This window comes from Arthrobacter sp. (assembly GCF_031179985.1).
In the GTDB taxonomy this organism is placed as follows: Bacteria; Actinomycetota; Actinomycetes; order Actinomycetales; family Micrococcaceae; genus Arthrobacter.
This window is the reverse complement of record NZ_JAPSHJ010000016.1, coordinates 20,544-39,866: the sequence shown is the minus strand read 5'-3', so window position 1 is coordinate 39,866 and position 19,323 is coordinate 20,544. Positions and strand designations below refer to the sequence as shown.

16 protein-coding genes and 1 pseudogene are annotated in these 19,323 nt (G+C 63.0%); 13 read left to right on the top strand and 4 right to left on the bottom strand.

Annotated elements, in window-relative coordinates:
* The first annotated feature begins 164 nt into the window (after positions 1 to 164).
* From pyrR to RIN13_RS09600, 13 genes and pseudogenes are all read left to right on the top strand, one after another.
* Positions 165 to 749, top strand: coding sequence for a bifunctional pyr operon transcriptional regulator/uracil phosphoribosyltransferase PyrR (pyrR, locus tag RIN13_RS09660; protein ID WP_309107116.1), 585 nt, complete (start codon positions 165 to 167; stop codon positions 747 to 749).
* Positions 746 to 1,744: an aspartate carbamoyltransferase catalytic subunit gene (locus RIN13_RS09655; protein WP_309107115.1), complete on the top strand. Its 999-nt coding sequence runs from the start codon at positions 746 to 748 to the stop codon at positions 1,742 to 1,744. The genes pyrR and RIN13_RS09655 overlap by 4 nt, the downstream gene beginning before the upstream one ends.
* The gene (locus RIN13_RS09650) at positions 1,744 to 3,108 is read left to right on the top strand and encodes a dihydroorotase (protein ID WP_309107114.1); all 1,365 of its coding nucleotides are present in this window, start codon (positions 1,744 to 1,746) and stop codon (positions 3,106 to 3,108) included. The genes RIN13_RS09655 and RIN13_RS09650 overlap by 1 nt, the downstream gene beginning before the upstream one ends.
* On the top strand, positions 3,108 to 3,626 hold the full coding sequence (locus RIN13_RS09645; RefSeq protein WP_309107113.1) for a hypothetical protein: 519 nt from the start codon (positions 3,108 to 3,110) through the stop codon (positions 3,624 to 3,626). The genes RIN13_RS09650 and RIN13_RS09645 overlap by 1 nt, the downstream gene beginning before the upstream one ends.
* Entirely contained in the window at positions 3,607 to 4,920 is a 1,314-nt protein-coding gene (gene carA / locus RIN13_RS09640) for a glutamine-hydrolyzing carbamoyl-phosphate synthase small subunit (RefSeq protein WP_309107112.1), read from the top strand. The genes RIN13_RS09645 and carA overlap by 20 nt, the downstream gene beginning before the upstream one ends.
* The gene (gene carB, locus RIN13_RS09635) at positions 4,920 to 8,249 is read left to right on the top strand and encodes a carbamoyl-phosphate synthase large subunit (RefSeq protein ID WP_309107111.1); all 3,330 of its coding nucleotides are present in this window, start codon (positions 4,920 to 4,922) and stop codon (positions 8,247 to 8,249) included. The genes carA and carB overlap by 1 nt, the downstream gene beginning before the upstream one ends.
* On the top strand, positions 8,242 to 9,108 hold the full coding sequence (gene pyrF / locus RIN13_RS09630; protein WP_309107110.1) for an orotidine-5'-phosphate decarboxylase: 867 nt from the start codon (positions 8,242 to 8,244) through the stop codon (positions 9,106 to 9,108). The genes carB and pyrF overlap by 8 nt, the downstream gene beginning before the upstream one ends.
* Positions 9,108 to 9,398 (top strand): annotated as a pseudogene (gene mihF / locus RIN13_RS09625) (integration host factor, actinobacterial type); the annotation flags it as partial. The gene pyrF and the pseudogene mihF, both read left to right, overlap by 1 nt.
* Positions 9,399 to 9,455: 57 nt before the next feature.
* Positions 9,456 to 10,028, top strand: coding sequence for a guanylate kinase (gmk, locus tag RIN13_RS09620; protein ID WP_309107153.1), 573 nt, complete (start codon positions 9,456 to 9,458; stop codon positions 10,026 to 10,028).
* Between the two features lie 39 nt (positions 10,029 to 10,067).
* Entirely contained in the window at positions 10,068 to 10,328 is a 261-nt protein-coding gene (rpoZ, locus tag RIN13_RS09615) for a DNA-directed RNA polymerase subunit omega (RefSeq protein ID WP_309107109.1), read from the top strand.
* Between the two features lie 31 nt (positions 10,329 to 10,359).
* Positions 10,360 to 11,637, top strand: a complete 1,278-nt coding sequence (gene coaBC, locus RIN13_RS09610; RefSeq protein ID WP_309107108.1) for a bifunctional phosphopantothenoylcysteine decarboxylase/phosphopantothenate--cysteine ligase CoaBC — start codon at positions 10,360 to 10,362, stop codon at positions 11,635 to 11,637.
* Positions 11,638 to 11,758: 121 nt separating this feature from the next.
* Positions 11,759 to 12,991 (top strand): methionine adenosyltransferase, encoded by a 1,233-nt coding sequence (gene metK, locus RIN13_RS09605; protein ID WP_309107107.1) that lies wholly within the window; start codon positions 11,759 to 11,761, stop codon positions 12,989 to 12,991.
* Between the two features lie 215 nt (positions 12,992 to 13,206).
* The gene (locus RIN13_RS09600; RefSeq protein WP_309107152.1) at positions 13,207 to 15,351 is read left to right on the top strand and encodes a primosomal protein N'; all 2,145 of its coding nucleotides are present in this window, start codon (positions 13,207 to 13,209) and stop codon (positions 15,349 to 15,351) included.
* 33 nt (positions 15,352 to 15,384) lie between these two features.
* Here the strand turns inward: RIN13_RS09600 and RIN13_RS09595 are convergent, their stop codons facing one another.
* From RIN13_RS09595 to RIN13_RS09580, 4 genes are read right to left on the bottom strand one after another with little or no spacing between them, the layout of a single operon-like run.
* Entirely contained in the window at positions 15,385 to 16,479 is a 1,095-nt protein-coding gene (locus tag RIN13_RS09595) for a glycosyltransferase family 1 protein (protein WP_309107106.1), read from the bottom strand.
* Positions 16,476 to 17,405 (bottom strand): alpha/beta hydrolase, encoded by a 930-nt coding sequence (locus tag RIN13_RS09590; protein WP_309107105.1) that lies wholly within the window; start codon positions 17,403 to 17,405, stop codon positions 16,476 to 16,478. Before RIN13_RS09590 ends, RIN13_RS09595 begins: the two co-directional genes overlap by 4 nt.
* 10 nt (positions 17,406 to 17,415) lie before the next feature.
* On the bottom strand, positions 17,416 to 18,285 hold the full coding sequence (locus tag RIN13_RS09585; RefSeq protein WP_309107104.1) for an aldo/keto reductase: 870 nt from the start codon (positions 18,283 to 18,285) through the stop codon (positions 17,416 to 17,418).
* Positions 18,286 to 18,337: 52 nt separating this feature from the next.
* On the bottom strand, positions 18,338 to 19,300 hold the full coding sequence (locus RIN13_RS09580) for a sugar-binding domain-containing protein (RefSeq protein WP_309107103.1): 963 nt from the start codon (positions 19,298 to 19,300) through the stop codon (positions 18,338 to 18,340).
* Positions 19,301 to 19,323: the final 23 nt, after the last annotated feature.

Below are 19,323 nucleotides of genomic sequence, written 5' to 3'. Positions count from 1 at the left end.
GCAAAGACGGCGACTGCAGCTGTTGGATGAGTGGGAAGGGGCCGGAAGTGTGGGTAGGGACACTCGCTGGCGGGCCAGGCGCCGGCTGCCGGTATGGTAATTTTGGAGGGCAAATGTTCCTTTTTTAATTCCGTCCCGTGAGGCGGGGAAAGGGGAGACGAGCGTTGGCTTCTGTCACACAGGCACCCGTGCCCGCCAGGGTTGTTCTCAATCAGGCGGACATTGACCGTGCACTCACTCGTATCGCCCATGAGATCCTCGAGTCCAACAAAGGCTCCCGGGATCTGGTGCTTCTCGGCATCCCGCGGCGTGGTTATCCACTCGCAGTCCGGCTGGCGCAAAAAATCGCCGCCGCCGATCCCGACGTCGACCCCGCCGCCATCGTTGGCCAGTTGGACGTCACAATGTTCCGGGACGATCTCTCGCATCAGCCCACCCGGCCGCCATATCCCACCCAGCTCCCGCTTACCGGGATCGATAACAAGGTTGTTGTGCTCATAGACGACGTCCTCTACTCCGGACGCACTATCCGTGCCGCCCTGGACGCCATCATCGACCTTGGCCGTCCCCGGATTGTCCGATTGGCAGTTCTCATCGACCGCGGACACCGGGAACTCCCCATCCGGGCTGATCACGTGGGCAAGAATCTTCCCACCTCGTCTGCGGAGAAAGTCCGCGTCCGGCTCGAAGAAACTGACTCCCGGGATGGCGAGCCCGTCAACGAGGTCGTTATTGAGGCAGGCGCATGAGGCACCTCCTGTCCACCGAGGATCTCAGCCTGCACAACGCGAAACGTATCCTGGACACTGCCGAAGAGATGGCCGCGGTAGGGGAGCGGGAAGTCAAAAAGCTCCCGGCGCTCCGTGGCCGCACTGTGGTGAATCTGTTCTTCGAAGACTCAACACGGACGCGGATTTCCTTTGAGGCCGCCGCCAAGAGGCTCTCCGCCGACGTCATCAACTTCGCAGCCAAGGGATCCTCCGTGTCCAAGGGCGAGTCGCTGAAGGACACGGCGCAGACCCTGGCAGCAATGGGGGCCGACGCCGTCGTTATCCGTCACTGGGCCTCCGGTGCACCGCATCGCCTGGCAGCAACGGACTGGATTGACGCGGCGGTGATCAACGCCGGTGACGGCACGCATGAGCACCCAACCCAGGCACTTCTGGACGCGTTCACCATGCGCCGGCACTGGGCGAAACTCGGCGGTCTCGCGTCAACGGGTGGTGACCTGAAGGGCATGCGCGTGGCCATCGCCGGCGATGTCCTGCACTCCAGGGTCGCGCGGTCCAATGTGTGGCTTCTGCGGACGCTGGGAGCGCAGGTCACCCTGGTGGCGCCTCCCACTCTGCTGCCCATCGGCGTCGAGCAATGGCCCTGCAGCGTGAGTTACGACCTCGATGAGACCCTTGAAAAAGGCGTCGACGCCGTCATGATGCTGCGTGTCCAGGGCGAGAGGATGAATGCCTCATTCTTCCCTTCAACCCGGGAATACTCCCGCCGGTGGGGCTTCGACGACAACAGGCTCCGTACGCTTGACCGTATAGGACTCAAGGACACCATCATCATGCACCCGGGCCCCATGAACCGGGGACTCGAAATTTCCGCAGCCGCTGCCGACTCGCACCGTTCCACCGTACTTTCACAGGTGCGGAACGGTGTGTCCGTCCGGATGGCCGCCCTGTACTTGCTGCTCTCCGGGGAAACCCGCGAACCAGCCCACAACTTAAGCAAGGAGAGCAACTGATGGCCAACAACAACGGCGCATACCTCATCCGGGGTGCCGCAATTCTCGATGGTGCCAAGGAAGACCTCCTTATCCAGGACGGCTTCATCGTGGACCGGGGTGTCAACATCAACGCAGATGGTGCCACCGTCATTGAGGGCGAGGGCCTGGTGGCATTGCCCGGCATGGTGGATGTCCACACCCACCTGCGGGAACCGGGCCGCGAGGATGCGGAAACAGTGGAAACAGGAACCCGGGCTGCGGCGTTGGGCGGCTTCACCGCCGTGCACGCCATGGCCAACAGCACCCCCGTGGCAGACACCGCAGGAGTGGTGGAGCAGGTTCACAGCCTTGGCCAGACCGCGGGTTGGGTGGACGTCCGTCCCGTAGGAGCCGTCACCGTCGGACTCGCCGGCCAGCAGCTCGCTGAGCTGGGCGCCATGGCTGACTCCCGTGCGCAGGTGCGTATGTTCTCCGACGACGGCCTCTGCGTCCACGATCCCGTGCTGATGCGCCGCGCTCTGGAATACGTCAAAGCGTTCGACGGCGTCGTGGCCCAGCACGCGCAGGAACCCCGGCTCACCGAGGGCGCGCAGATGAATGAAGGCGACGTCTCCGCGGTCCTGGGATTGGCAGGATGGCCGGCCGTTGCCGAGGAAAGCATCATTGCCCGCGATGTGCTGCTGACCCAGCACGTCGGATCCCGGCTCCACGTCTGCCACGTCTCCACGGCAGGGTCCGTTGAGATCATCCGCTGGGCGAAGGCTCGCGGCATCAACGTCACGGCCGAAGTCACCCCGCACCACCTTCTGCTGACGGACGAGCTGGTCCGCAGCTACGATCCTGTGTACAAGGTGAACCCGCCGTTGCGCACTGACGCCGACGTCCAGGCCCTGCGTGCCGCCCTTGCTGACGGAACCATCGACGTCGTGGGCACAGACCACGCCCCGCACCCCAGCGAACACAAGGAATGCGAATGGGCGCAGGCTGCGATGGGCATGACGGGCCTGGAAACTGCCCTCTCCGTGGTGCAGCAGACCATGATTGAAACCGGGCTGATGTCGTGGTCCGATTTCGCCAGGGTCACCTCCGCGGCTCCTGCGGTCATCGGCCGGCTGGCAGATCAGGGCCGGCCGCTCGAAACAGGCGAACCAGCAAACATCATTCTGGTGGACCCCGCCGCGCGGTGGACAGTTGACCCCTCCACCATGGCCACCATGGGACGCAATTCTCCTTTTGCCGGCAGGGAACTGCCGGGCAAAGTGGTGGCAACGTTCTTCAAGGGCCATCCCACGGTTCTCGAGGGCAAGCTGAACACGCCCTACCGCAACACTGCCGCTGTGCAGCAGGCGGTACCGGCCGCTGGTCCGGTGAGCGGCCTCTGATGGACAAAATACTGCCCGGAATCGGGATGCTCGCGGTCGCGGCCGTCATCTTCGTGATGATCGGAATCGGCTGGCGGAACCGCCGTCGCCGGCAGGCCGACGTCGAACCTTTGCCCGCCGTCCCTGCCCGGCTGGACCCCGCAATCACCAAAGCCGACGGCCAATACGTAACCACCACAACGGCCGGCGACTGGCTGGACCGCATCGCGGTCCATGGGTTGGGAATCCGAACCAACGCCGTCCTGCAGGCGCACCCTGAGGGCGCGCTTTTCGAGCGGAGCGGGGCCGACCCCCTTTTTATCCCCGCCGGCAATCTCACCGGTATCCGGCTCGACAACGGGATGGCAGGCAAATTCGTTGAAAAGGACGGACTGCTCGTCATCAGCTGGACGCTGGGTGACCACGAACTGGACACCGGGTTCCGAACCCGGCGCGCTGAAGATAAGACAGCGCTCCTCAAGGTATTTCAAGAATTAATCCCGGCAGGCCCCCAGGCAGATGCCGATAGTGGAAAGTAAAGACGTGACGGCTACAGAAGTGACAAACACAGAAGCGATTTCGAAGGCCACCGGTGCCGCCCTGGTACTGGAGGATGGACGGATCTTCCGCGGCAGCAGCTATGGCGCCCAGGGCACCGCGCTCGGCGAGGCCGTCTTCGCCACGGGCATGACGGGCTACCAGGAGACCATCACTGATCCGTCTTACGCACGCCAGCTTGTGGTGCAGACAGCGCCGCACATCGGCAATACCGGCGTGAACAGCGACGACGCCGAGTCCCGCCGGATTTGGGTGGCCGGTTACATTGTGCGCGACGCGGCCCGACGTCCCTCCAACTGGCGCTCTGAGCGCTCCCTTGACGAGGAACTCATCGAGCAGGGCATCGTCGGAATCCAGGGTGTGGACACGCGTGCCATCACCCGCCACCTGCGCGAACACAAGACCATGCGCGCCGGCATCTTCTCCGGCGACGCCGCCGCGGCCACGGACAAGGAGCTCCTGGACCAGGTGCTGGCGAGTGCTCCCATGGAGGGAGCACGCCTGGCCGAAGAGGTCAGCGTTGAGGAAGCCTACGTCGTGGAGCCCAAGGATCACGGGTGGGAAGGCGATGTGCGATTCAGCATTGCCGCCATCGATCTTGGCATCAAGGCCATGACTCCCAAGCGGTTCGCGGAACGCGGAGTACGCGTCCATGTTTTGCCTGCCACGGCAACCATCGAGGAAGTCAATGCAGTCAGCCCGGACGGATTCTTTATGTCCAACGGTCCCGGCGACCCCGCGACAGCCGACAACCAGGTCAAACTGCTGCGTTCTGTCCTGGATGAAAAGCTTCCCTACTTCGGCATCTGCTTCGGCAACCAGATCCTGGGCCGGGCCCTCGGCTTTGGCACTTACAAACTCCGTTACGGCCACCGCGGCATCAACCAGCCTGTGATGGACCGCCGCACCGGCAAGGTCGAGATCACGTCCCAGAACCACGGCTTCGCCGTTGATGCACCCCTGGACGGAGCCACCCTGGCTCCGGAGGAGCGTTACGGGCGTGTTGAGGTCAGCCACGTAAGCCTCAACGACGACGTCGTCGAGGGCCTTGCATGCCTGGACATTCCGGCGTTTTCGGTCCAGTACCACCCCGAAGCGGCCGCCGGTCCGCACGACGCCGCATACCTGTTTGACCGTTTCATCGAACTGATGGCCGGCCAGCGGGACGGCCAAACGGCCAACCTTTCTGAGGGACCAGAGGCAACGGAATCCGAAGACCCCGCCGCAGGCGACGCCCAGAACGTTAACGAAAACAAGACTGAGGACAACAAGTAATGCCCAAGAGAACTGACCTAAAGAGCGTCCTGGTCATCGGTTCCGGCCCGATCGTCATCGGCCAGGCCGCTGAATTTGACTACTCCGGTACCCAGGCACTGCGTGTCCTCAAGGAGGAGGGCTTGCGCGTTATCCTGGTCAACTCCAACCCCGCCACCATCATGACGGATCCCGAGTTCGCAGACGCCACCTACATCGAGCCCATCACCCCTGAGGTTGTGGAGAAGATCATCGCGAAGGAACGCCCTGACGCGGTTCTGCCAACCCTTGGCGGTCAGACGGCACTGAACACCGCCATCGCGCTGGACAAAAACGGGGTGCTGGAGAAGTACAACGTGGAACTCATTGGTGCGAACATCGCTGCCATTGAACTCGGCGAAGACCGCGAGAAATTCAAGGGCGTTGTAGAACGCTGCGGTGCCGAATCAGCACGCAGCCACATCATCCACACCATCGACGAAGCACTCAGGGCCGCGGAAGACCTTGGCTACCCGATGGTGGTCCGTCCCTCCTTCACGATGGGCGGACTCGGTTCCGGGCTCGCGTACAACGAGGGTGACCTGCTGCGGATTGTTGGCCAGGGCCTGCAATACAGCCCCACCAGCGAGGTGCTGCTCGAAGAGAGCATCCTCGGCTGGAAAGAATACGAACTGGAAATGATGCGGGACAAGAACGACAACGTCGTTGTTGTCTGTTCCATCGAAAACTTCGACCCCGTGGGCGTCCACACCGGTGACTCGATCACTGTCGCACCGGCCCTGACGCTGACCGACCGCGAATACCAGCGCCTGCGGGACATCTCCATCGCCGTCATCCGTGAAGTAGGCGTGGACACCGGTGGGTGTAACATCCAGTTCGCCATCGAGCCGGACACCGGCCGCGTTGTGGTCATCGAAATGAACCCCCGCGTCTCGCGTTCCTCTGCTCTGGCGTCCAAGGCAACCGGCTTCGCCATCGCCAAGATCGCCACCAAGCTCTCGCTCGGCTACACCCTGGACGAGATTCCCAACGACATCACGCAGAAAACTCCGGCTTCCTTTGAGCCGACGCTGGACTACGTTGTGGTGAAGGTGCCGCGGTTCGCCTTCGAGAAGTTCCCTGCCGCTGACCCCACCCTGACCACCACCATGAAGTCGGTGGGCGAGGCCATGGCCATGGGCCGTAACTTCACTGAGGCCTTGCAGAAGGCACTGCGGTCCCTGGAGCAGAAGGGTTCGCAGCTGGACTTCAGCTCGGTCCCTGAATGGGAAGTCCCGGAACTCATCGAAAAGGCCAAGCGGCCCACCACGGAGCGCCTCCACCAGGTCCAGCGCGCCATGCTGGGCGGCGCCAGTGTCGAGGATCTCTTCGAAGCCACCAAGATTGACCCCTGGTTCCTGGACCAGCTGCAGCTGCTCAACGAAATCTCCCGTGAGATCCGCACGTCCACCGCGCTGACGCAGGAGATGCTGCAGCGGGCCAAGCGCCACGGTTTCTCCGACGAGCAGATCGGCAGCCTGACCCACAATTCAGAGGCCGTAGTCAGGGGCGTCCGGCAGGCTCTCGGCATCCGGCCCGTCTACAAGACCGTGGACACGTGCGCCGCCGAATTCGCTGCCTACACTCCGTACCACTACTCCTCCTACGATGAAGAGGACGAGGTGGCGCTGCACTCCAAGCCGTCCATCCTCATCCTCGGATCCGGCCCCAACCGCATCGGCCAGGGCATCGAATTCGATTACTCCTGCGTTCACGCCTCCATGGCATTGCGCAAGGCCGGCTACGAGACTGTCATGGTCAACTGCAACCCTGAGACGGTTTCCACCGACTACGACGTCTCCACACGGCTGTACTTCGAGCCGTTGACTCTCGAGGACGTCCTCGAAGTCATCGCCGCAGAGGAGCGCACCGGCGGAGTCATGGGCGTCTTCGTCCAGCTCGGTGGCCAGACGCCGCTGAAACTGGCGCAACAGCTTGCCGACGCCGGTGTCCCCATTCTTGGCACGTCCCCGGAAGCGATCGACCTCGCTGAGCACCGCGGCGCCTTCAGTCGTGTGCTGGACGAAGCGGGCCTGATCTCGCCGAAGAACGGGACGGCCGTCTCCTTCGACGACGCCAAGAAGATCGCCGATGAGATCGGTTACCCGGTGCTGGTCCGCCCCTCCTACGTGCTGGGCGGCCGAGGCATGGAAATCGTCTATGACGAGCCGAACCTCTCCCGCTACATCGCCAACGCCACGGAAATCACCCCTGATCATCCGGTACTGATTGACCGCTTCCTCGAGGACGCCGTCGAAATCGACGTCGACGCCCTCTATGACGGCAAGGACATGTACCTCGGCGGCATCATGGAGCACATCGAGGAAGCCGGGATCCACTCCGGCGACTCCGCCTGCGTGCTGCCTCCCATCACCCTGGGCAACAACGTGATCGAGCGGGTCCGGGTTGCCACCCGGGCGATTGCCGAAGGCGTGGGTGTCCGCGGCCTCATCAACATCCAGTTCGCCCTGGCCTCTGACGTCCTGTACGTGCTCGAAGCCAACCCGCGCGCTTCGCGTACAGTGCCGTTCGTGTCCAAGGCAACCGGAGTGCAGATGGCCAAGGCCGCGGCACTGATTGGTACCGGCGTCACCATCAACCAGTTGCGCAGCGCCTACAAGATGCTGCCGGAAAGCGGTGACGGCTCCACGCTTCCCCTGGACGCTCCCGTCTCGGTCAAGGAAGCAGTCCTGCCGTTCAGCCGGTTCCGGACGCCTGAGGGCAAGGTTGTGGATTCCCTGCTTGGCCCGGAAATGCGTTCCACGGGCGAAGTCATGGGCATTGACAAGCACTTTGACACTGCCTTCGCCAAGAGCCAGGCAGCGGCCAACAACGCCCTGCCCACCGAAGGCAAGATCTTTGTCTCCGTGGCCAACCGGGACAAGCGCTCGGTGATCATGGGTGTCAAGCGCCTGTCCGACCTCGGCTTTGAGATTGTTTCCACGGGCGGCACTGCTGACGTCCTGCGCCGCAACGGAATCCAGGCCACCCCGGTGCGCAAGGTCGCTGAAGGCAGCAGTGCCGAGGGCGAAGGCACCATTGCCGATCTCATCATCGCCGGCGAGATCGACATGGTCTTCAACACTCCTTCCGGCGGTGAAGCGCGCAGTGACGGCTACGAACTGCGTGCCGCGGCAACGTCCATCGGCATCCCCTGCATCACAACGGTCGCCGAGTTCAATGCCGCCGTCCAGGCCATCGAGGCGTTGCGCACGTATGAATGGTCGGTGACCAGCCTGCAGGAGCATGCTGCTGCCCTGTTCGCCTCTCAAAACCGGGATTCCGCGGAAGCAGCAGCCAAGAATGCCTGAGCCTGAGGCACCAGCCACGGCCCGCCGGGAGTCCTTTGGCTCCCGGCTGGGCAAGGCCATGGCCGAGCGCGGTCCACTCTGCGTTGGCATTGATCCACACCCTGCGCTCCTCAAGGACTGGGGATTGGACGACGACGCCGCCGGCCTGCGGCGGTTTTCGCTGACGGCTTTGGAGGCGGTCGGTTCGCTCGCCGCCGCGGTCAAGCCGCAGGTGGCGCTCTACGAGCGCCATGGTTCGGCCGGTATGGCCGTGCTGGAGGAAATTCTTGCCGTGGCACGGGACGAGGGCGTGCTCACCATCGCCGACGCCAAGCGCGGTGACATCGGATCCACCATGGCTGCATACGCCGATGCCTGGCTGCGGGACGGTTCGTCGCTTGCGGCGGACTCGGTGACCCTCAGCCCTTACCTCGGCTTTGAGTCTTTGCGGCCGGCCCTGGACCTCGCGGCCGAGCATGGGCGCGGCGTCTTTGTCCTGGCGCTGACCTCCAATCCTGAAGGCGCATCCGTCCAGCACGTGGGGGGTGACGATTCCGTCGCCCGACGCATTGTAGAGGCCGCGTCGGGGGAGAACATCCGCTATGGGGGGACCTTGGGCTCAGTGGGCCTTGTTGTGGGCGCAACAGTGGGCAACGCCCTGTCCAGTCTCAACCTGGACCTCGCCTCGGTCCGGGGCCCCATTCTGGCTCCCGGTCTCGGTGCCCAGGGTGCCACTCCAGCTGACCTTCGCCGAACGTTCGGACCGGCGTACGGGCAGGTCCTCGGGACATCCAGCAGGGACATTTTGAAAGCTGGCCCGGGGCTCACGTCCCTTCGCGACGCAGCGCTTGCCACCCTTGAAGGCCTGCGGGCCGCCTGATGGGTTTGCCGGCACTGACGCACCAGGAACGGGTGGCGGCCCTGAACAAGGCAGCCGCCGCCCGGGCCGCACGCGCCGCCGCTAAGGAGCAACTGAAGGCCGGAACTCTTTCCCTCAATGAGCTCCTGAATGCAGCAACCCAGGACGACGCGATCGCAAGGATGAGGGTCACCGAACTCCTGGGATCCCTGCCTGGCGTTGGTGCAGCAACGGCGCGCAACCTACTGGAGCAATTGGGGATTGCTGCCTCGAGAAGGGTGAAGGGCCTGGGAACCCGCCAGCGCGAGGCGCTGGTAGATTTTACGAACGAGAAACAGATCCATCCGCATACCGCCTCAAAGGAATACGTGAGCAAGAATCCCGGACTGACAGTCCTCGCAGGCCCCACTGCTGTTGGCAAAGGCACCGTATCCACCTACATCCGGGACAACTACCCCAACGTGTGGCTCTCAGTCTCGGCAACCACCCGCCCGCCCCGGCCAGGCGAGCAGGACGGCGTTCACTACTTCTTCAAGTCCCCGGAAGAGTTTGACGCCCTGATCGAGGCCGGGGAACTCCTGGAGTGGGCAGTAGTGCACGGACAGAACCGCTATGGGACTCTGCGCAGCACTGTTGAAGCAGCTATCGCCGACGGGCGCTCGGTTCTCCTGGAGATCGATCTGCAGGGAGCCCGGCAGGTAAAGCAGGCCGTTCCCGACGCCAAATTCGTCTTCCTTGCTCCTCCCAGCTGGGAGGAAATGGTGCGCAGGCTCGTGGGACGCGGCACCGAAACAGCGGACGAACAGCAGCAAAGGCTGGAAACCGCTAAACTAGAACTTGCCGCTGAACCGGAGTTCGATCACACCGTCATCAATGATGACGTTCGACGGGCAGCGGACGAGCTTGTTTCACTCATGGGGCTGGTCCCGAACCCGCGTTAGGCGCCGGGAAAAGTCAGCCCGTTAGAATTTGGAGAATTCGTGTCCACGAACCTTGAAGGCATCATCAACCCGCCGATCGATTCGCTGCTGGAGGCTGCTGATTCCAAGTACGGCCTGGTGATCTTCGGTGCCAAGCGTGCACGTCAGATCAACGCTTACTACGCCCAGCTTCACGAGGGCCTGTTCGAGTACGTCGGCCCCCTGGTCGACACCAAGCTGAACGAGAAGTCACTCTCAATCGCCCTGCGTGAAATCAACGAAGGCAAACTGGTTTCCTCGCCGATCGAACCTGCAGAGTAGAACCTAAAGACTGCCTGTTGACGGAGGTCACGTGCGCATAGTCCTCGGAGTCGGGGGAGGGATTGCCGCCTATAAGGTGGCATCGCTCCTCCGGCTTTTTACTGAAGCCGGCCACAATGTCACTGTTGTCCCCACCGAAGCCGCCAGCCGTTTCGTCGGCGTGGCAACGTGGGAAGCGCTCTCGGGAAACCCGGTCAGCAACAGCGTGTTCGACGACGTCCCCAGCGTCAACCACGTTCGTCTCGGACACGAGGCTGACCTGATAGTGGTCGCTCCGGCCACCGCGGACCTTCTGGCGCGGGCAGCCCATGGCATTGCCAACGATCTCCTCACCAACACCCTGCTCATGGCAAGCGGACCCGTCCTGATGGCTCCTGCCATGCACACCGAGATGTGGCAGCATGCGGCTACGCAGGCGAATGTTGAAACACTTCGTTCCCGTGGAGTTACTGTGCTGGAACCGGCAAGCGGAAGGCTGACGGGGACTGACTCCGGGCCCGGCCGCCTGCCGGAGCCGCAGGCCATCTTCGAAGCAGCCATGGCGCTTACGCAGTCCCTGGCCGAGGGGGCTGAGGGGCAGCCGGTCTCCCCGGCGGGGCTTTCAGAATCCGACGTATTGCCGTTAGCCGGGCGAACCGTAACCATCAGCGCCGGGGGAACCCGGGAACCGCTGGACCCCGTCCGGTTCCTCGGCAACCGCTCCTCGGGAAAGCAGGGAGTGGCTCTGGCCGTCGCAGCGCTCAACGCAGGAGCGACTGTCCGGCTGATCGCCGCGCACATGGATGTTCCACCGCCTCCCGGTGTTGAGTTGGTGGAGGTGGAGACGGCGCTGCAGTTGCGCGAAGCAGTCCTCCGGGAGGCGGCGGGTTCCGACGTCGTGATCATGTCTGCGGCAGTGGCGGACTTCCGCCCTTCCGCAGTCTCTGAGACCAAAATCAAGAAGCGGGACGACACCGAGGACCCAGTGATTACCCTGGTGCGAAATCCGGACATCCTCAAAGAGGTCGTTGAGGTCAGGAACAGTTCTTCCCGCAGCCAGCTGATCGTGGGGTTTGCCGCGGAAACGGGTGACGCCGACGGCGACGTCCTTGAGTATGCCAACGCCAAGCTTCAACGCAAGGGGTGTGACCTGCTGATCGTCAACCACGTCGGAGAAGGCAAGGTCTTCGGCCGGGAGCACAATTCAGTGGTTATCCTCTCCCGTGCCGGCTCGGAGCCCCAATCTGCATCCGGTTCGAAGGCAGACGTCGCTTCCGCCGTGATTGACCGGATCAGTACTGAACTGAGCAGGGTTTATCCGCGAGCCTAGGCTTGTCCGTGTGCGGCCAGTCGATGTTCTCCAAGTGCCTTGGTCGCCTTAGTCCCATGTTCTCCTTAGTCTGGGGAAACATGTCACCAGCCATCCGCATCCCAACAAGTAAGGTAGTTGAGTGACTTTACCGCTGCACCTTCCCGGATCCCACCCTGCGCCTTCGCCCTTGCGCCTCTTCACCTCTGAATCGGTGACTGAAGGACATCCCGACAAGATCTGCGACCAGATCAGTGATGCGATCCTCGATGCGCTGCTGGCTGCGGACCCGGAGTCTCGGGTAGCGGTAGAGACGATGGCTACTACCGGCCTGGTCCACGTGGCCGGTGAAGTCACGACTGACGCGTACGTTGAAATCCCGCAGCTTGTCCGCGAGACCATCCTTGGCATCGGCTACGACTCATCCGCCAATGGTTTCGACGGCGCCCGTTGCGGTGTGTCAGTATCGATCGGCCAACAGTCCAACGACATCGCGGGTGGGGTTTTCAATTCATTGGAAGCCCGCGAAGGCCGCCAGGCGGACGACTACGATCTCCAAGGCGCAGGCGACCAGGGCCTGATGTTCGGCTATGCCAGCGATGAAACGCCTTCGTACATGCCGGTTCCCATCTGGATTGCCCACCGTCTCTCGGAACGGCTGACGGAAGTACGCAAGAATGGCCAGCTCGCCTATCTTCGTCCGGACGGAAAAACGCAGGCCACCATCGGCTACGACGGCGACCGCCCGGTCTCAGTGGAAACCATCGTGATTTCCAGCCAGCACGCTGAGGGCGCAAGCCTTGAGCAGCTTCGGGCCGATCTGGTTGAGTACGTCATAAATCCCGTCCTGGCGACGGCAAACCTTGATATTTCGCGTACGGTCAACATCCTGAACCCCGCAGGTGCCTTCGTCATCGGCGGCCCGGTAGGCGACGCCGGCCTGACTGGCCGCAAGATCATCGTGGACACGTACGGGGGAATGGCCCGCCACGGCGGCGGCGCCTTCAGCGGCAAAGACCCCTCAAAGGTTGACCGGTCCGCTGCCTATGCCATGCGCTGGGTCGCGAAGAATGTTGTTGCGGCAGGCCTTGCTAAGCGTGCGGAAATCCAGATCGCTTACGCAATCGGCCAGGCACGGCCCGTGGGTACTTATGTAGAAACTTTCGGGACCGAAACGGTGGACCCGGCGCGGATCAGCGAAGCTATCGCCGAGATCTTCGACCTCCGCCCGCGGGCCATCATCGATGCCCTTGACCTGAAGCGCCCCATTTACGCCAAGACGGCTGCTCACGGCCACTTCGGGCGGGATGACCCTGACTTCACCTGGGAGCGGCTTGACCGAGTCGAGGAACTGAAGGCCTTCTTCAACGCCTGACCTCCTCCCGGGCCTCACCTCCCGGAAATGTCCCTGCAAATGTCAGTGCCTGGTGGTTGGCTATAGTTGGCCCGCCATCCAGACGGCGCAGGCTCAATGCTCTCAGGAGTGCAGAACTGCAGGGCTGCAAACCGGCGAAACACTGGCGATGCCGAGGGGAGGCAAGGGAAATGACGACTGTCGGGAGAAACGTCGCCGCAGGCGGAAGCATGGCTATGCGTGGACAACCGGGTCCGCCCGAGCCTGTCCAGCCTTCACTGCTCCAAGGATTTCCCCCGCTGGCACAACGTCAATCACCGGCTGGTCCGGATCTTGCCCCGGAGTTGCCAGTGGCCCGGATCCTTATCGAGTCTCCGCTGCCACATCTGGACAGGCCATTCGACTACAGCGTCCCGGCGACCCTGCATCAAGCAGCGCAGCCAGGGGTTCGCGTCAAGGTGAAATTCAACGGGCAGGACCTCTCCGGGTATCTCCTGGAACGGGTCGCCGGGTCGGATGCCGGGCACTCACTGGTACCCCTGCACAAGGTTGTCTCCGACGTCGCCGTCCTGACCCCTGCGCTGGCCGCACTTGCCGGCAGTGTGGCTGCAAGGTATGCCGGTACGGTCAGCGATGTCCTGAGGCTTGCAATCCCGCCGCGCGTGGCCAGGCTCGAAAAGGAGCTCGCTGGGCTCCTTGAGCGTCCTGAGGGCCCGGAATCCGGAGTTGCCGGATATCGGCTTTCGGGGAACTGGGCCAGATATGGCAACGGGCCGGCGTTCCTTCAGCATCTTTCCGCGGGCGAAACACCCAAGGCGGTTCTCAGCGCCCTGCAGGGGTTTGGAGCTGCAGGCTGGCCGCGACTGCTGGCGGAAGCTGTTGCGGCTGTGAGATCCTCCGGCCGGGACGCTGTGGTTGTTGTTCCGGATTACCGCGACCTGGACCGGGTGGAGGCAGCGCTCCTGGAGGTGCTGCCACCCGGAGACGTCGCGCGCCTGAGCGCCGAAGACGGGCCGACGCCGCGCTACCGCAATTACCTGCGCCTCCTGACAGGATCCGCACACGTGGCGGTCGGCACCCGCTCCGCAGCCTATGCCCCCGTGCAGAACCTGGGGCTGGTGGTGTGCTGGGACGACGGCGATGACCTCCACATCGAGCAACGCTCACCGTATGCCCACACGCGGGAAATTCTGCTCCTGCGCTCAGGCCAGGAGAATGCGGCTTGCCTTTTTGCTGCCCATACACGCAGTACGGAACTCCAGCGACTGGTGGAGTCGGGCTGGGCAAGGGCAGTGGAAGCTGGGCGTACGGAGGTTCGCCGCACCGTGCCGCGCGTCCTGAACACGGCGGACAGCTACGAGCAAGAGCGCGATCCTCTCGCCAGGATTGCCCGTCTTCCCGGTGCCGCCTGGCGTGCGGCCAAGGAAGGACTCCAGCGGGGGCCGGTCCTGGTGCAGGTGGCCCGCACGGGATACGCACCGTCCTTGGCGTGTGAGCGATGCCGCGAACAGGCACGTTGCGGAGCCTGCCAGGGGCCGTTGGCCATTGCGGGAGCCGCTGGCACGTCTGCTGTCCCACAATGCCGCTGGTGCTCCACCCCGGCTCCCGAATGGCAATGCACTCATTGTGGCGGGCGGCATCTTCGCCGCGGCGCAACGGGCGTGTTGAGGACGGCGGAGGAACTGGGGCGTGCCTTTCCCGGAGCTCCGGTGATCACGTCGTCAGCTGATCAGGTCAAGGCCACGGTCCCCGACGCCAAGGCCCTGGTGGTTTCCACGGTCGGAGCGGAACCAGTGGCCGAAAATGGGTACGCCGCCGCCTTGCTGCTGGACGGGGATTCTTTGCTGCGACGGGAAAGCCTCCGAGCGGGTGAGGACGCTGTTCGCCGGTGGTTCAACGCTGCCGCCCTCGTGCGCCCGTCAACTGAGGGCGGGCTGGTGGTCATCACAGCCGATGACGCGGCCGCCGTCGGCGCCCTCTTGAGATGGGACTCCGGCGGTTACGCAGCACGGGAGCTCTCGTTGCGGCGCGAACTGCAGTTGCCACCGGCCGTCCGCATCGCTTCCATCACGGGAGGCAGGACTGCCGTGGGCCACTTTGTCGACGCCGTCGAGCAGCGCCTTGCCAGATTGGGGATAGTGCTGCGTACTGCCGGACCTGCACCGCTGGTGATTGCGGCCGCCGTGCCATCACCTGCCGGGCGAGCAGCCGCCGGTGTGGGGTCAGGGGAAGCAGAAGCGGACGTCAGGACCCTTTTGTTCATTCCCTACGCTCAAGCCACTGAAGCCACGAAGGCTATGAGGGCAGCGAGGGCTGCTGCGGCTGCGAAACGGAACGACGACCCAGTACAGCTGAGGCTCGACGGCGTAGACGTCCTCTAGCCTGCAGCAGGGCAGCCCGCGGATCGAGCGCTTCTACATGCTGCTGCGATTCCGCCGCTGCCTTTGGCCCGCCACTTCCTCTGCCACCTCAATCAACTGCCGTGCCGAGTGGTCCCAACTGAACCCGGCCGCCCGCTCCACAGAGCGACGTGACTGCACGTCCCAGACGGAAGGATCCTCCAAGGCACGGACCGCGGCGGCGAACTCCGAGGGGGAATCGGGATCGACATAAGTTACGGCGTCCGAGCCCACTTCCCGGAAAATAGGGATGTCGCTGGCTATAACGGGGGTTCCATGGGACATGGCCTCCACAAGCGGGAGGCCATAGCCTTCAGCTTTGGAAAGACTGATGAGCGCCGTAGCCCGCGAGAGCAGGGCCTCGTACTCGTCTTCCGTCACACCGTTGTGGAACACAATGTCCGTCCCGTGTGGCACCAGCAATTCAAGCTCAGCCCGGCGGGCGGGAGTGATGCGGCTCAGGAGGTGAAGCGTCATCCCCGGCAGCTCAGCCATGCCCTTGATCATCGTTTCCACGTTTTTGTAGGGCATGAATGAGCCCATGTACAGCAGGCTCTTATCGGAACCTGCCGTGACGTCCCGGGGGGAGTGCCCGTGCTGGGGGGCATTGCCCACAATCCTGACCGGCCTCCTGGTGAGGCGGTACTTTGCGATCAGGGAAGCAGTGGTATGGCTGATGGTTGCCACGATGTCAGCCCGGTTCAGCAGCAACCGTTGTGGCCAGAAGGCTTTGTGGTACAGGCGCCACAGAACGCGGACGGGTGCGGGAAGGAAACCTGGAGGAGCGGGGTGTTCGTAGTAGATCAGGTCGTGCAGGGTGAGCACTAAGCCATAGTTCCGGCCCCACGAGCCCATGGTCTGCATTGGGCAGACCACCACGTCGGCCCCCAGCCGGTTGACTTTCGCCGCGACAAAGAGCTCAGCGGGGGAGAGCGGGCTGTTGATGAGCGTGTACGGGACGTCAGGAAGCAACTTGAGCTGCCGGGGGTCGCTGATCAGCATCGAAACGTCAGTGATCTTCGCCAGCGCTGCGATGAGGCTTGAACCGTAGCGGCTGATGCCGTCATGGTGATCCGTGCGGGTGAAACGGGCGTCAATCACGATTTTCACGAGGCGTGGTCCTTCAGGAAGCTGCGGATATGCCCGGCCGCGGGTGCAGGGGTTTCGTAGTGGATGAGGTGGCCAACATCCGGGATGACTTCCAGTCGGGCATCGGGCAATAGCGCCAGTAACTTGTACTGGTCCGGGAGGACGGCGATTTCGTCCTTCTCGCCCGCCACCAGCAGCACAGGGAGCTTAAGCGCGGCGGCCACTTCAGCTACATTGCCGCCCACTGACGCACGGAAGGATTCCAGTAGGCTCTGCCGGTTGGCGAAGGCCGAAAAGTAGGCGGAATGCTGGGCATGAATGAAGCGCCGCAATTGCCTGTCCTTGGTTTTGGCCATCGCCACGCTCATGACCCTGACAATGACCTGGCTCCGCAGGATCGAGAGTCCGAGTTTGCTGGGAAGCCTGGCAGACAGCTGGTAATAAAAGACGGCCAGCCTGGTCATGACACCCTTCGGCCCTTCCAACGCCGGACTGGCTATCGGGTTGACCAGAATCAGCTCACGGACAGTGCCCGGATGAGCTGCCACAAAGTGGCTGGCGACAATTGAACCGAATGAATGACCGAGCAGGACCGTTTCCGGGCCCAGCCCAAGGGCCGCCATAAGACCGCTGATGAAGTGGCCGTAATTCTCGACTGTGTGCTCCAGGGACCTGAACGGTTCTGAGCTGCCGAAGCCTGGCAAATCGGGCATGACCAGCCGCATCTCCGGGAGCTGGTCCGCAACGCGCAGGAGGCCGTGGTGATCCCCACGGAAGCCGTGGATCACCAGGATTGTCCGGGTCTCGGGCGTCACCTGGACCGGCTCGTAAATCCAGTACGCCACCCTGCCGCCGTCAACGTCGACATCAGCGGCGCGCGTCCGGTCGGGGAGCTGGGGGCTGAAGAGGGGCTGAGCCCGACCGGTGTCCGTGTCCACTTGTTCCATCACTTGAATCCTAGTTCACGTTGTCCGGGTGGGAGCCTGTGCGCTGACCGCGGTCCAATGCCGCGATTGCGGACATTTCTGACGACTCCAGGCTGAAGTCGAAGATATCCAGATTCTCCCTGAGCCGTTCATAGGAGCTGGCCTTGGGGATTGCGATGTTCTCCAGCTGCAGGTGCCAGCGCAGGATGATCTGCGCCGGAGTCCTTCCATGATGTGAGGCGAGATCAAGAATCACCGGGTCCTGGAGCACCTTGCCGCGCCCCAACGGGCTCCAGGCTTCGGTGCGGATCCCCAACCGTTTATGCTGCTCGCGCAGTTCCTCCTGCTGGAGCCAGGGATGGAGCTCAATCTGGTTCACGGCGGGAATGACTTCTGCTGTTTCAAGCAGGTGCTCTAAGTGCGCCGGCTGGAAGTTCGACACTCCTATGGCCCGGACTTTGCCCTCCCGGTAGAGGGTCTCCAGGGCACGATACGTTTTGGTATAGAGTCCGCGACGGGCGCAGGGCCAGTGGATCAGGTATAGGTCCACGTAATCCAGGCCGAGGCTTGCCATGGACTTCTGGAACGCCTTTAGAGTGGAGTCGTAGCCATGGTCGTCGTTCCACACCTTAGTGGTAATAAAGAGATCCTGGCGTGAAAGCGAGGGCGTTCCGGCTCCGCTGCCCCCTTCCTGGCCTTCAAATCCGGACAGGGAACCAATGCCTCTTCCGACGCCCGACTCGTTGCCATACATGGCTGCGGTATCGAAATGGCGATAGCCGGCTTCAAGGGCCATGGTAACCAGGCCGGCCGCGTCCGATGGCGGGACTTTGTACAACCCGAAGCCCAACTGGTCGATTAGCACACCGTTGTTGAGCCCAAGGCGGGGGACAGGTTTCATAGCACCGACTCTACCGACTCGTATGGTTCAAATTGCTTTCCGTCATGCGGGGTCAGGACACGTTCTTTGAACCTACGAGCCGCCGGGCCATTGCTTCATCCAGGATCAGATCGGTTGCCAGTCCCGCAGCGAGTGCCCCGCGCAGCCCCTTGATTTTGGACGCGCCGGACACCACACAGATCCTCCGCCTGACCTGGCGCAATTGCGCCAGCGAGGGTCCAGTGGAGCGTTCGTTGAGGGTGATGCCGTCCGAAGAACCATCACCCCGAAAGAAGACGGTGGCCACATCACCCACAACATCAGAACTTGCCAGCACCTTAAGGTCATCTTCATCGAGGTAGCCTCCCGCGTAAACGTGGCTCGGGTAGTCCGCATCCACCGAACCGACCCCGAACACTGCAATGCTCATTCGGGACTGCAGGTCAAGGATCCGCTGCACGCTGCGCTCATTCCACATGGCTGTCTTGGTGTTGGCATGGTCGAAAAACGCGGGAACCGGGAATTGCTCCACTCGTGCACCATAAGCGCTGCCGAACCGCCGCATGATGTCACTTGCGTAGGTGATGCCGGTGGTGTGCATGTTTCCGGCCCCATTGAGCTGGACGATGATGCTGTCGTGAGTGATCTTCCGGGTCAGGTGCCTGCTCACGGCGCTCAATGTAGAGCCCCACGCGACGCCGATGATGGCATTGGAATCCACCAACGGGCCGATGGTCCTGGCAGCCTGCATGGCAACGCGGTCCAGTGTTTCCGCCTCATTCAGGGATTCCAGGACCGGGACAACGTGCACATCCACGTTGTATTCGCTTCGGATGATGCTTTCCAGCTCCGGGCCGGTGTCCAAGGGGCTGCGGATCTGGATCTGGACCAGGCCGGTGTCGCGGGCGGCAGAAAGCAGCCGGGAGACCGTTGATCTGGACGTTCGCAGCTCCCGGGCTATGGCGTCCATTGTCAGGTCCTGCATGTAGTACAGCTGTGCGGCTCTCAGCGCGTCAGCGTGCCGTGAGTGAGGCATCAAAGATCCAATCTGCACATTCG

Excerpts from the sequence above, each read along its gene's own strand:
- RIN13_RS09590 (WP_309107105.1), bottom strand. The coding sequence starts at position 17,405 with ATGGAACAAGTGGACACGGACACCGGTCGGGCTCAGCCCCTCTTCAGC.
- RIN13_RS09580 (WP_309107103.1), bottom strand. The coding sequence starts at position 19,300 with ATGCCTCACTCACGGCACGCTGACGCGCTGAGAGCCGCACAGCTGTAC.
- carA (WP_309107112.1), top strand. The coding sequence starts at position 3,607 with ATGCCGATAGTGGAAAGTAAAGACGTGACGGCTACAGAAGTGACAAAC.
- pyrF (WP_309107110.1), top strand. The coding sequence starts at position 8,242 with ATGCCTGAGCCTGAGGCACCAGCCACGGCCCGCCGGGAGTCCTTTGGC.
- RIN13_RS09600 (WP_309107152.1), top strand. The coding sequence starts at position 13,207 with ATGCGTGGACAACCGGGTCCGCCCGAGCCTGTCCAGCCTTCACTGCTC.
- RIN13_RS09645 (WP_309107113.1), top strand. The coding sequence starts at position 3,108 with ATGGACAAAATACTGCCCGGAATCGGGATGCTCGCGGTCGCGGCCGTC.
- RIN13_RS09585 (WP_309107104.1), bottom strand. The coding sequence starts at position 18,285 with ATGAAACCTGTCCCCCGCCTTGGGCTCAACAACGGTGTGCTAATCGAC.
- RIN13_RS09655 (WP_309107115.1), top strand. The coding sequence starts at position 746 with ATGAGGCACCTCCTGTCCACCGAGGATCTCAGCCTGCACAACGCGAAA.
- carB (WP_309107111.1), top strand. The coding sequence starts at position 4,920 with ATGCCCAAGAGAACTGACCTAAAGAGCGTCCTGGTCATCGGTTCCGGC.
- RIN13_RS09650 (WP_309107114.1), top strand. The coding sequence starts at position 1,744 with ATGGCCAACAACAACGGCGCATACCTCATCCGGGGTGCCGCAATTCTC.